Source organism: Deltaproteobacteria bacterium (assembly GCA_022340465.1).
Lineage (GTDB): Bacteria > Desulfobacterota > Desulfobacteria > Desulfobacterales > B30-G6 > JAJDNW01.
Genome location: JAJDNW010000124.1, coordinates 1 through 12161, shown reverse-complemented (window position 1 = coordinate 12161; position 12161 = coordinate 1). Strand labels below are relative to the sequence as shown.

Below are 12161 nucleotides of genomic sequence, written 5' to 3'. Positions count from 1 at the left end.
ATAAACCCATGAACAAGTCTTTCAAACGCCAGTTGATGGGGGTATGATGGATAAGGGACCTCCCACAAGCGTTTCCATGGGCAAGAAAATTGCCTACGCAGCTCCGGCCTATGCCCTGGCCGTAATAGGTATACCGGTGTATGTGTACATTCCCAAATTCTACACAGACGTGGTCGGTATCAATGTAGCCCTCCTGGGATATATTCTGTTCAGCGTCCGCATTTTCGATGCGGTTACCGACCCGTTGATTGGGTATCTGTCTGACCGTACAAAAACCCGTTTCGGAAGGCGGCGCCCCTACATTGCCTTAGGATCATTTTTCATAGCAGCGGCCATGTTTCTGCTGTTTAACCCGCCCCAGGCGTCACCATTTTTCGAAACAATCTGGTTTGGGGTGTTTATCTACGCACTGTTTCTGTTTTGGACCGTTGTGACGGTTCCCTACGAGTCTTTGGGCCCTGAAATCACATTTGACTATCACGAGCGAACCACTCTGTTCGGTATACGGGATGGATTTCTGATTGCCGGAACCCTGGCAGCCGCCAGTTCGCCTGCGTTGATTCAATGGGTGTTTGGGCTTCCCAGCGATCCGTCCGGTGAAAGAGCCAAGTTTTTCTGGATATCGGTTTTTTATACACCCCTGTTGATTGGAACCGCCTTATGGTGTGTGTTGTCCATCAAAGAGGTGGCTTCCGGGCCAAAGGCCAGCAGCTTTGGTCTGGGGTCGGGAATCCGTCAGGTGATGCGAAACAAACCGTTTGTCATTCTACTGGCGGCCTACACCATCAGTGCTGTCGGCAACAATCTTCCGGCCACCCTCATCCTCTTTTATGTTCAGTATGTATTGCAATCCGATTTGGCAGATCTGTTCTTGATGGAGTACTTTGTAACCGGAATCATCTTTCTGCCGGCCTGGATCTGGATGTCGCGTCGGACAGGAAAAAAAGCTGCCTGGTTGGCATCCATGGCGGTGAACAGCGGCGCCTTTTTAGGTGTTTTTTTTCTGGGCCCAGGCGACGAGGTAATATATGGCACATTGGTCTTCCTGTCAGGCATCGGGTTCGGTGCCACCCTGGCCATACCGTCCGCTATTCAGGCGGATGTGATCGACTATGACGAGCTGCTGACCGGTGAAAGGCGCGAGGGTCAATATATCGGCTGGTGGTCGATTTGCAAGAAAATGGCCGCAGCTGTGGGCATCGGTGTCGGTCTTGCCCTCCTGGGCATGGCAGGCTATGTCCCCAATGCCGAGCAGACGGAAAACGTCCAATTCATGTTGAGGGTACTTTACGCTTTGATACCGTCAATCCTGAATCTGATAGGCCTGGCCATAGCGCTGTTGTACCCAATCGATAACTTGCTGCATGCCCAAATAAGGCAAGCGATTCAGGACAAAGCCAGCGGTAAAAGTGTTGTTGACCCTTTGGCAACATAATACGGGGCTCAAATGATAAAGAGCTGCACGAGGAGAATGAATATGGAAACCATCGACATGCTGACGATCAACTTCCTGGCGGTCCTGACCATGATGCTCTTGGGATGGGTCGTCAGCCTGATATACAAGAACGTGACCCATGTGGACTCCTTGTGGGGTGTGGGGTTTGTTCTGATTGCCTGGCTGACCTTCGGCATGGCCGATGGGTTTGCGGGTCGCCGGATCCTGATCACCCTCCTGGTCAGTTTGTGGGGCCTGCGGCTCAGCCTGCACTTGAGCCGTCGCAACTGGGGGCATGGCGAGGATCCGCGTTATGCAGCCTGGCGACGGGAAAGCGGCGACCGATTCTGGCTGGTGAGCCTGGTCAAGGTGTTTGTTCTGCAGGCCGTGTTTCTATGGATCATATCGGTTGCTCTGCAATGGGCACAGCTCAGCGCTGTCCCGGACAGATTCACCGCCTGGGACGTCCTGGGGCTGTTGGTATGGATCGTCGGTTTTATATTCGAAGCAGTTGCCGACCAGCAGCTTTATCGGTTCAAGGCCGATCCCGGCAACAAGGGCAAGGTCATGGATCAGGGGCTTTGGGCCTATTCCCGACATCCCAACTATTTTGGCGAGTCGCTCATGTGGTGGGGCATCTTCCTGATTGCCCTGTCAACGCCAGCCGGGTGGTGGACGGTGGTCAGTCCGTTGGTGATAACCACGGTGCTGTTGAAGATGACGGGTGTGACCCTGATGGAAAAGACCATTGTGCATACAAAACCGGGCTACAACGATTATATCGCCAGAACCAACGCCTTTGTTCCCTGGTTTCCCAAGAAGTCCAAGGAGGTTGGCTCATGAGTATTGCCCTGGAACTCGCCGAGCGCCGCTGGATCCCGGACAGCCTTGTGCGCTGTGGGATACGTCGCTTGGATCGAAAACGGTTACGGGAAATCCATGTGCCTGAAGGAAGGGCCTTGGATGAAGCCAAAAACGCTTTTGTAGAGAAGATGCGTCAAAGCCCGATCGCCATCAACACCCAGGAGGCCAACCAGCAGCACTACGAGCTCCCACCGGCCTTCTTCGAAGCGGTTTTGGGACGCCATCTGAAATACAGCAGCGGTTATTGGCCGCAAGGCACGCAATCGCTGGATCAGGCCGAGGAAAAAATGCTGCAGGCAACCGTTGAGCGGGCAGCGCTTTCCGACGGTCAGGCGATTCTCGAACTGGGGTGCGGCTGGGGCTCCCTGTCCTTGTGGATGGCCCGGCACTTCCCTAACAGCCGCATCACCTCGGTTTCAAATTCCAGGCCGCAAAAGGCTTTCATCGATTCCCGTATTAAATCACAGGGCATCGGCAATCTGGAGATCATCACCAGCGACATGAATCTTTTTGAAACCCAGATGCGCTTCGACCGGGTGGTATCCGTGGAAATGTTCGAGCACATGCGCAACTGGCCTGTTCTGTTAAAGCGCATCGACACATGGCTGGATCCCGGGGGTAAATTTTTCATGCATATTTTCACCCACCATCAATTCCCCTACTTCTTTGAAATTAGAGGGGAGGACGACTGGATGGGGCGGCACTTTTTTACCGGGGGCATGATGCCCTCAGATGATTTGATCTATCGGATCCAGGACCACCTCGAAGTGGAGAAACACTGGCGCTTGAATGGCCGGCACTACCAGAAAACAGCCGAAGCCTGGCTGCGCAACCTTGACGCCCGGGAAAAACAGATCCTGCCCATCATGCATAAGGTCTATGGTGAGCGGGACGCCCGGCGTTGGCTGCAGAGATGGCGGATTTTTTTCATGGCCGTTGCCGAGCTGTGGGGGTATGGTCAGGGCCGGGAGTGGCTGGTTTCGCACTATCTTTTGCGAAAGAAAGGAGGTTCAAAATGAATTCTGACCTGAAAAGCATATTGACAAAAATTGGCCAGGATTACCAGAACCTTATTGAGAAAGGGTCACGGCATTACCTTGAGGTCAGCCTGGCCCGAACGGCAAATGAATTGGGTTTCAAAGAAGCCGGGGAAAAATACCGCAATGTACATGCGATCGTTCCCTTGAAACACCCCCTCAAGGGCATGAAGGTACGCATTGACGGACGGACCTTTGTCAATTATGCCCAGTTCGCCTCGGGGATTGCCGTGCCGCCTCGTATCGCACGGCAGGCAGGTCTGCCCAGTCAGACATATCACGCCTGGGACAGCATGATTTGTAATTTTTCCTGACCATTCTCAACGGCTACTCTTCAAGGGGCGTCAGGAGCGACGCCCTTCGGCAGAGCGGTTTGGTCAAGAGCATCTGCACATCACCGATGTAGCGTTCGCTGAACCCACCTTCGCAGTAACATAAATAATACTCCCACATGCGAATAAAGGTTTCCGGAAATTGCATTGCACGCACGTGGTCGATGTTTTTGAAAAAGCGGTGGCGCCATTTTCTGAGGGTACGGGCATAATGCGGGGTGATGTCTTCCATATGAAAAAGCGTCATGTCTGTTGTGCGGGTGAGGGCGTCCACCATGGATCCGACGGAAGGCAAACAGCCACCGGGAAAAATATAGCGTTTGATGAAATCCACGCTCTGGATATAGCGCTTGAATTCTTGATCACGGATCGTGATGGCCTGCAACAGCATCATGCCGTTGTCACGGAGCAGTTGGCTGCAAGTCTTGAAGAATATGTCAAAGTAGTGATGTCCAACCGCTTCGATCATTTCAATGGAAACCAGTTTGTCGTATTGTCCGCTCAAATCACGGTAGTCCTTATTAAGCAGTGTGATGCGATCCTTTACACCCGCTCGTCGGAAACGTTCATTGGCAAAACGAAACTGTTCGTCGGAAATGGTGGTGGTGGTCACGTGTACGTCGAAATGGTTGACAGCATACAGGGCGAACCCGCCCCACCCGGTGCCGATCTCCATGACCCGTTCGCCTGGTTTCAGCTGTAATTTTTTACAAATGCGATCGTACTTGGCAAACGAGGCCTCCTCCATGGTGCTCCCCTTCGTTTCAAAAAGGCCGCAGGAATAGGTCATGGTGGGATCCAGAAACAGGGCGTAAAAGTCGTTTCCCAGGTCATAATGGGCGAGTATATTTTTCCGGCTGCCTATTTTGGTGTTTTTTTTAGCAAAGTGGTAAACGCGGTATAAAGGCCTTGTCAGGCGTGCCAGGCCCTTTTCCATTTCGGCAAACACCGGTTGGTTGAGGGCCATGATGCGCATGACCGTTGTCAAATCATCAGCTGACCAAAGCCCTTCCATGTAGGCCTCTGCCGCGCCAATGCTGCCACTCAACAATATGCGACGATAAAACCGGGGGTGATTTACAGTGAGGGTCGCTTCCAGCGGCTGGGCAGAATCCGTTCTCCCGAATAAATGGCTTTGGTTATCCTCAACAATGCGGATGCGACCGTACTTAAGCTTGACCATCATCGAAAAAACTGTCCGACGGGCCAAATTATCGAGTCGGCTGGTTTTCAGTTCGTTCAAAGCGGGTGCTTCGGCGGGTATGATGAATTCAGTCATGGTCGCGTCCTTTCCTTGACTATTCCTTCTTTTGGGGATGGGTAAAGAAAGGTGTTTTTTTAAGAACCAAGCGCAGGGCCTGCCAATAAATCAGTGTGATCACCCTGACGGTTTGCGCCGGATACTTAAGCAAAACCCGGGACAGCATCCGCCGGTCGAGGCTGCGGCGCTCGAGCGCCAGGGTGGCATCGAACAGCCGCATATCCTTCTGATAGTCGATGATGTGGACGCCAATGGTTTCACCCGGCAGCCGGAAGCGCCAGTCGTAGCGGATGTCCATATCGATAAAAGGCGACACATGAAAGACTTTATCGGCCGTGTGCCGGCGCCAGTCCTTCATGGGGTGCAGGTTGTCCTCTGCACCGAGCACATAGCAAAAATGCTCCCCCCAGGGTGTATTGTGAATTTCAATCACAATGGCATCTACATGCACATCATCCCTGTCGTAGCAGTAGTAAAAGCTGGCCGGATTAAAACAGTGGCCAAAGTATCTCAGGTGGGTCAGCAAACGAATGGGCCCGTCTGGACGAGACCCCAGGTTTTTTTCAACCAGGTTCCGGACAGCAATATCCAGCGGAATGGATGGGTCGCCAAAATGGTCGCGGCGCCGAAAATAGGCGAAGTTGAATTTTTCATAGGACCACAAGGGATGGATGTCGAACAGGGTCGGCAGTTCCTCAAGGTCCATATACATGAAAAACAAGCGGTATTGAAACGTGTTGGCACGGGGTTGGAAGCGTCTATGACGAACGGTACCCTCGTATATGCAGCTCTTGGTCATGACAAGTGTTTCCCGAAATGTTCGCATACGGCCAGGGCACTGTTGACGCCATCCTCATGAAAACCATAGCCCCAGTAGGCGCCGCAGTAATAGGTCCGGTTTTGCCCGTTTAATTCATCTTGACGTCGTCGGGCTTTCAGGCTGTTGGGATCGTAAACCGGATGATGATAGATGAGCGATTCAATGGTTTTTTGCGGGTGAATGGACTCGGGCATATTCAGGGTGACACAGAATTCCTCGGGCGCATTCAGGGTTTGCAGGCGGTTCATGTAATAGGTCAGTGCAACCCGTCCCTTCTCGTTCTTAGGAATATGGTAGTTCCAGCTGGCCCAGGCAATTCTTTTCGGCGGCAGCAGGGATGCGTCCCTGTGCAATACCGCCAGGTTTTCCTGGTAAGGTATAACGCCCAGTACATCCTGTTCCATTTCTGTCGGATCCGCCAGCATCTTTAGCGCCTGGTCGCTGTGCACCGCTAAAACGACCTGATCGAACGACGCTGTTTCTCCTTTGGCAGTGATGGATACGTGGTCTTCAAACCGTTTTATCGATTGTACCGGTGTATTTAAATGAATACGCTCGGAAAAGGGCTGCGTAAGGGGCTGGATATATTGCCGCGAGCCCCCCTTGATCACCAGCCACTGCGGTTGGTCGCCAATGTTCAGAACGCCGTGGTTGTTGAAAAATTCCACCAGATAGCGTGCGGGAAATTGTCTGAACTGAAAGGGATCGGCTGACCAGATAGCTCCGCCCATGGGGATGATAAAGTTGTCTATAAAAGCCGCGCTGTAGCGCTTTTTATCCAGATAGGCCTGCAGGGTTACGCTGTAGTCGTCGGTTTCGATCAGCTCAGAAGCCTCGCGCCGAAAACGCAAGGCATCGCTCAGCATGCGATAGAAAGAAGGTCGCAGGAGGTTCTTTCGCTGGGCAAAGACACTGTTCACGGTACTGGGAGAATAGTATAGCCCGGTTTTTTGACACTGAACGCTGAAGCTCATATTGGACGGCTGCCACGTCACGCCCAGGCGCTGCATCAATGCCATGAAATTCGGGTAGGTATTTTCGTTAAAGACGATAAAGCCCGTGTCAACGGCGTACGTCTGCCCATCATTGGCTTCCACATCGACGGTGTGGGTGTGGCCGCCGATATAGTCGTTGGCCTCGAATACAACGATTTCGTGTTCCTGGCTGAGAAGATAGGCAGTTGTCAGGCCGGAAATGCCTGCGCCAATGACGGCGATGCGCATGGTTTCCTCCTTAACCCGTTGACTCGTTTTTCAGTTTGATGACGAACAGCGCCACTCCCTATTCCGGTGTCGAACCATCTGATAAATATGAGAATCCACCGATTCTCGTGTGTGACTTGATTTGCAATTGGAGACAATTCTCTTTTGCCGAAACATGTATCTCATTTTGGCTTGAAGTTCAAGTCGGCCTAATATCCCGGGTTGAAAGAAAGGAGCAAATCGTGTATCATATCATTAAAATAAGAGGTAAAGGTGTCATGAGCGATATTCTTGAAAAGGAAGACATACAGAACGATCTATTCAAGGACGAATTGGCCAGAACCGTGCTCAATTCATTGTCCGCCCACATCGCCATTCTGGACCAGGACGGCGTTATCCTGGAAACCAATACTGCCTGGCGCCAATTTGCCGTCAAAAACGGTATGCCCGATGGATACGATGCCCGCGGGACCAACTATCTGGATATCTGCGATGCAAGTAAGGGCAGTGATGAGACGGATGCCCGCAAAGTGGCCCGAGGCATCCGGGACGTTATCAGCGGAAATATCGAGGAATTCCTGTACGATTATCCTTGCCATTCAAAAGACGGGCAGCACTGGTACTACATACGCGCCATCCGCATGGCCGGAGACGGTCCGGTCAGGGTCGTTGCCAGCCACGAGGAGATCACGGCCCTCAAGCTGACCGAGGAAGCGCTGAAAAAAAGCCAGGAAGCGCTGATCGATCAGAAGCAAAGCCTGGAAGAGGCCAACATCGCCATGAAGGTTCTTTTAAAACAGCGGGAGGAAGACCGACTGGATCTGGAAAGAAAAGTATTAAACAATGTCAAGGATCTCGTCCTGCCGTATGTCGAAAAGTTAAAAAATGCCCGCCTGAAAGCCAAAGATCGCACCCTCGTCGAGATTGTCGACCGCCACCTGCAGGACATCATCTCGCCCTTGCTGCAACGGCTCGCCAACGCCAGTTTGATACTTACACCCCAGGAGATGCAGGTCGCCACCCTGGTCAAGGACGGCAGGACCAGTCAGGAAATTGCCGACATCCTCAATGTGGCCGAAACCACCATTAACTTTCACCGTAAAAACCTGAGAATAAAATTCGGTCTACGCAACAAACGCACGAATCTCAGGTCCTACCTGCTTTCCCTTTCTCAATAACCAACCGCCCGTGAAACGGGTGCTTAAACATATTCACTCGCCCGACCATATATCAAAGCGTAACCCTTTGGTTTAGATGAAATATAATAAGGGTTATAACCCCCTATATAAACCTATTTATCCTATTATTGCAATCTGGCGATGGGTGGCTAGAGTGTTAATAAACCAAGAACTGAAATACCAACCATAAAACGAAGAATGAGGACGTGAATATGGACACCCAAAACATAAGCGACGAAACCCTTGTGGATCTGATGTTTCACCTGAAGTGGAAAAGCGATTCAGCGGCACATACGGATGTGTACCATGCCTGTGGGGTCAACATTTGGCGCGATTATATGCCTGCAGCTGTGTTGGAAGCCATCGTGGGCCGCCACACAGGAGAGATGATCGATATTCATGTCGAACCGGAGGACCTTGTACCGGCAGCAAAGAGCAGCAATCTATTTGAAATCAAAAGAAGTCAGTTCGGGAATCCTTTTGCTGAGCGCCCGGCTGCCGGGCCGGCGATGGGCCGGTTCTACCCGAAAGGACTATTGAGGGATGTCAGCAACGTTTTTGCCGCCAACAGGCAGCCTTTTCGATGCGTCCATCTGAACAATGGTCATATGACCGTGGATTTCAATCATCCGCTGGCGGGAAGGGATCTTTCCCTTTCCGCCTTGATCGGTAACATCGCCCCCAAGAAACTGGAACGCGGCGGCACCAGCGTCGATTGGTTGGCGGCATTGACCGATGGGCCCGGGATGCAGGCCAGATGGCGAGACAAGCCCAGCAGTTTTTTCAGCCACGATGCCTTTTTTCGCCAGGATTCCGAAGCGGACACACGTTTCTATCAAGAACCCCGCTTTGTTCAGCACATCGATGATACGGCCATCGAAATTATCAAAGCCACCTATGGCCGCTTTGTGCAGGACGGCATGCAGGTGCTGGACCTGATGAGCAGCTGGCAGTCGCACCTGCCAGAGGGCCTTAAGCTGGACCGGCTTACAGGGTTGGGGTTGAATGAAAAAGAGCTTAGACGCAATCCTCTCTTAAGCGATGTGTTGGTTCAAGATCTGAACCAGTCGGTCAACCTCCCTTTTGAAAGCGAGTCCTTCGATGCGGTCCTCAACACGGTTTCCATCGAATATCTGGTGGATCCAATGGCGGTTTTCGAGGAAGTATTGCGCGTACTGCGGCCCGGGGGGTATTTCCTGGTTGCCTTCAGCAACAGATGGTTTGAGCCAAAAGCCGTGAAGGTTTGGAAGGAAATCCATGAATTCGAGCGTATGGGCATGGTGCTGGAGCTGTTCAGTTGTACGGAAGGATTTACCAATTTACAGACGTACAGCATGCGCGGTCTGCCGCGTCCGCACAATGACAAATACTATCCGGATATGCTGCGCTCGGATCCGGTGTATATCGTCTGGGGCCAACGGTCATGAGGCAAGCGTTAACATGTATCGGGATAATAGCGTTTGGCAAAAAACCGTTCCGAAATTAAGTTTCCCATGGGGTATCTTTTACAGCTGTGGACCTCAACGTAATTCTACGCCAAACCCTATTATACCGGAATGTGTATGACGACCGGGATAAAAGATGTTCCGGCAGCATCGACACCGTCGGCAGAGGCGGTTGAAAAGGACAGGTGTACGCCATGAATGCTGAGCATGCTGTCTTCTCCTGATCATTGATGAGGAACCTTGCGCAGATTGTCAAGGGCATACCCCTCATTTTTTAGAAACGTCAATATGCGATCGTAATCATCTTGCGGGATGGATGGTGTTCTGGCCATAATCCAGACGTAGTCCCGCTTGGATCGTCCGATGACGGTCTGTCCATAATCATCGCTAAGATAAACAACCCTGTATTCCGCTTTGAACGGCCAGATAAACTGCATTTGCCACACGGCATTGCCGGTGTTCTCGACCACAAATCCTTTGGGGGTGTAGGTTTTGAGCTTTCCATCGAACCCACCCTTGTTGAAGGTGAACGTCGTGGCAATGGTACCGTCAGCGTTTAGCTGATAGGACTCGATGGCATTGTAGGCATCCGTTTCGATGAATGTAGGGATGCTGGCAACCACGTACCAGTCACCCATAAACCGCTCCAAGTCGACATGGTTGACCGTGTATATGGGCTTGGTGGATTGACATCCCAAAAGCAGCAAGAAGGTCGCCACCATCGCCGATGTGACTTTTATTTTCATCGGTATCTCCTTTTCTATTTATGGCGTTTGGCAAAATACCGTTCCGGCCCTGCAGTAATCGGCTTGCCAATAGTCTTGGCTATCGACTTGAGCATGCCGTAAAAAATCCACTCGTGGAACGGGTAGAGGGCATACCAATAAAGAATGCCGGAAAGACCTTTGGGTAGAAAGCGGGAGAGCATGCGAAACTCAACCTCTCCATTAGATGACGGTATGATCTCAAATTCGAGCAGGGCCTCTCCGGGGGTTTTCATTTCAGCGGTCAGCACAAGCTTATGGGGCGGATTGACGTCCAGTACCCGCCAGAAATCGAGCACGTCGCCCACGCCGATTTCCGTGGGGTGACGGCGTCCGCGCCGCAATCCGACGCCCCCCACCAGGCGGTCCATGAACCCGCGCAGCCGCCAAAGAAAGTCGGCAAAATACCAGCCGTTCTTGCCGCCGATGCGGCTTACCGCCTTCCAGACATCGCGAGCGGTCGCTTTCAAGCGAACGCGGTAACCGCAGCGCATGATGGTTCCCCCGGCCCATTCGGCATCACCGCAGTGGGCCCATTCAGGTGCGGGTACATGGCCTGCATCCATCCAGCAGGTATCCACCCGTTCCTGCTGGATGCGGTCAAGGGCCAGCCGAATGGCTTCACGGCTGCTTAAAAGCCTTTGCGGAATGATGGACCGGATACGATCGTCGCTGCAGACCGCATCGCTGGTCAAACCCTGGGTCAAAGGCAGGGCGATCGATTTGGGAACCGGGCTTACCAGGTGGATCCACAAAGCACTAAGGGTCGGGGTCAGCACCGGTAGGGGGATAATCAACCGTTTGGGCAACCCGGCTTCCTGAGCATAAATGTCCAGCAGTTCACGGTAGGTGATTACGTCGGGGCCGCCAATGTCAAAGGTTTGGCCCTTGGTTTCATCGTGCTGCAGGCAACCCACAAGGTACTCGATCACATTCCGGATGGCAATGGGCTGGTTCAGCGACCTGACCCACCGGGGGGTCGTCATGGCGGGCAGGCGCTCCACCAGGTAGCGCAGAATCTCAAAGGACGCGCTGCCGGACCCCAGAATCATGGGAGCCCGCAGTACCGTGGTGGGTACCGGACCACTCTGCAGAATCCGGGCGACTTCGGTGCGGGACTGCAAATGCTGGCTCAGCGGTGTTCTATTGCCGGCGGACAGGCCGCCGAGATAGATGATCCTTTCCAAACCGGTCCCGGATGCTGCCTTGACCATGTTGTGAGCCGCTTCGCGGTCAGCCTTCACATACCGGCTTTTTCGGGCAATCATGGAGTGAATGAGATAAAAGGCCCACCGGCAGCCAGCGACTGCCAGGGTCAGGGAGTCCGGGTCGAAGATGTCTGCCTGGACCACTTCAAGACGGGGGTGGTTGGCCCAGGGCCGGGCATTCATTTTGCCCACGTTTCTAGCCATGGCCCGTACGTGATAACCGGCGTCGAGCAGGGCTTGAATCAGTCGGCCGCCTACATAGCCGGTGGCGCCGGTCACGAGAACAATCGATTTATCCATCGCCACGTCCTTAAAAGACATCTTCCAGAGCGATGCGCTCTGGAAGATGTCTTCTTACTGTAAATGTTCCGTCATGGCAATGGTTGCCAGGTTAGATCAGTCAGACCGGATGGGGATGCCGTGACAGAATCCCAGATTGGTTGAAATCTTATCCGGCCACATCGATGCCCAGGTTGCAGCCCAGGTGAGGATCCTTGTTTTCACACTCGAAGTTTCTTTCACGGGTGTCCACGTGGCCTTCTTCTCTCTCTTTGTCGGATTCGATATAGTTGTCTGTTTTATTCATGGTCTTTCCTCCTTGATGGCGGTTGATGT

Annotated in this window: 11 protein-coding genes; 6 read left to right on the top strand and 5 right to left on the bottom strand. The window is 52.7% G+C overall.

Annotation, left to right across the window (positions count from 1 at the left end):
- Positions 1-43: 43 nt before the first annotated feature.
- The 4 genes from LJE94_16810 to LJE94_16795 are packed head-to-tail and all read left to right on the top strand — an operon-like array spanning position 44 to position 3650.
- Positions 44-1435 carry an MFS transporter gene (locus LJE94_16810; protein MCG6911763.1) on the top strand — a complete coding sequence of 464 codons (1392 nt, stop codon included), beginning with the start codon at positions 44-46 and terminating at the stop codon, positions 1433-1435.
- Positions 1436-1477: 42 nt separating this feature from the next.
- A complete protein-coding gene (locus LJE94_16805; protein ID MCG6911762.1) occupies positions 1478-2278 on the top strand; it encodes a DUF1295 domain-containing protein in 801 nt (266 codons plus the stop codon).
- Complete coding sequence (locus LJE94_16800) at positions 2275-3318, top strand: cyclopropane-fatty-acyl-phospholipid synthase family protein (GenBank protein ID MCG6911761.1); 1044 nt, start codon at positions 2275-2277, stop codon at positions 3316-3318. Before LJE94_16805 ends, LJE94_16800 begins: the two co-directional genes overlap by 4 nt.
- Entirely contained in the window at positions 3315-3650 is a 336-nt protein-coding gene (locus tag LJE94_16795) for a hypothetical protein (protein MCG6911760.1), read from the top strand. Before LJE94_16800 ends, LJE94_16795 begins: the two co-directional genes overlap by 4 nt.
- Positions 3651-3663: 13 nt before the next feature.
- Here LJE94_16795 and LJE94_16790 read toward each other — a convergent pair whose 3' ends face one another.
- The 3 genes from LJE94_16790 to LJE94_16780 are packed head-to-tail and all read right to left on the bottom strand — an operon-like array spanning position 3664 to position 6972.
- Entirely contained in the window at positions 3664-4947 is a 1284-nt protein-coding gene (locus LJE94_16790; protein ID MCG6911759.1) for a cyclopropane-fatty-acyl-phospholipid synthase family protein, read from the bottom strand.
- Positions 4948-4966: 19 nt separating this feature from the next.
- Positions 4967-5728 (bottom strand): DUF1365 domain-containing protein, encoded by a 762-nt coding sequence (locus tag LJE94_16785; protein MCG6911758.1) that lies wholly within the window; start codon positions 5726-5728, stop codon positions 4967-4969.
- Complete coding sequence (locus LJE94_16780) at positions 5725-6972, bottom strand: FAD-dependent oxidoreductase (GenBank protein ID MCG6911757.1); 1248 nt, start codon at positions 6970-6972, stop codon at positions 5725-5727. The genes LJE94_16785 and LJE94_16780 overlap by 4 nt, the downstream gene beginning before the upstream one ends.
- Positions 6973-7229: 257 nt before the next feature.
- Here LJE94_16780 and LJE94_16775 point away from each other — a divergent pair, with 257 nt between their 5' ends.
- Positions 7230-8129 carry a LuxR C-terminal-related transcriptional regulator gene (locus tag LJE94_16775; GenBank protein MCG6911756.1) on the top strand — a complete coding sequence of 300 codons (900 nt, stop codon included), beginning with the start codon at positions 7230-7232 and terminating at the stop codon, positions 8127-8129.
- Between the two features lie 212 nt (positions 8130-8341).
- Positions 8342-9556, top strand: coding sequence for a methyltransferase domain-containing protein (locus LJE94_16770; GenBank protein MCG6911755.1), 1215 nt, complete (start codon positions 8342-8344; stop codon positions 9554-9556).
- Between the two features lie 242 nt (positions 9557-9798).
- On the opposite strand, the gene LJE94_16765 is transcribed toward LJE94_16770, so the two are convergent.
- Together LJE94_16765 and LJE94_16760 are read right to left on the bottom strand one after the other, a co-directional pair.
- Positions 9799-10296: a lipocalin family protein gene (locus LJE94_16765; protein MCG6911754.1), complete on the bottom strand. Its 498-nt coding sequence runs from the start codon at positions 10294-10296 to the stop codon at positions 9799-9801.
- Between the two features lie 38 nt (positions 10297-10334).
- On the bottom strand, positions 10335-11846 hold the full coding sequence (locus LJE94_16760; protein MCG6911753.1) for an SDR family oxidoreductase: 1512 nt from the start codon (positions 11844-11846) through the stop codon (positions 10335-10337).
- Positions 11847-12161: the final 315 nt, after the last annotated feature.

What these genes read in the sequence shown, in the direction of transcription:
- LJE94_16770 (MCG6911755.1), top strand. Translation starts at nt 8,342, where the DNA reads ATGGACACCCAAAACATAAGCGACGAAACCCTTGTGGATCTGATGTTT.
- LJE94_16760 (MCG6911753.1), bottom strand. Translation starts at nt 11,846, where the DNA reads ATGGATAAATCGATTGTTCTCGTGACCGGCGCCACCGGCTATGTAGGC.
- LJE94_16790 (MCG6911759.1), bottom strand. Translation starts at nt 4,947, where the DNA reads ATGACTGAATTCATCATACCCGCCGAAGCACCCGCTTTGAACGAACTG.
- LJE94_16810 (MCG6911763.1), top strand. Translation starts at nt 44, where the DNA reads ATGATGGATAAGGGACCTCCCACAAGCGTTTCCATGGGCAAGAAAATT.
- LJE94_16780 (MCG6911757.1), bottom strand. Translation starts at nt 6,972, where the DNA reads ATGCGCATCGCCGTCATTGGCGCAGGCATTTCCGGCCTGACAACTGCC.
- LJE94_16775 (MCG6911756.1), top strand. Translation starts at nt 7,230, where the DNA reads ATGAGCGATATTCTTGAAAAGGAAGACATACAGAACGATCTATTCAAG.
- LJE94_16785 (MCG6911758.1), bottom strand. Translation starts at nt 5,728, where the DNA reads ATGACCAAGAGCTGCATATACGAGGGTACCGTTCGTCATAGACGCTTC.
- LJE94_16800 (MCG6911761.1), top strand. Translation starts at nt 2,275, where the DNA reads ATGAGTATTGCCCTGGAACTCGCCGAGCGCCGCTGGATCCCGGACAGC.
- LJE94_16795 (MCG6911760.1), top strand. Translation starts at nt 3,315, where the DNA reads ATGAATTCTGACCTGAAAAGCATATTGACAAAAATTGGCCAGGATTAC.
- LJE94_16805 (MCG6911762.1), top strand. Translation starts at nt 1,478, where the DNA reads ATGGAAACCATCGACATGCTGACGATCAACTTCCTGGCGGTCCTGACC.
- LJE94_16765 (MCG6911754.1), bottom strand. Translation starts at nt 10,296, where the DNA reads ATGGTGGCGACCTTCTTGCTGCTTTTGGGATGTCAATCCACCAAGCCC.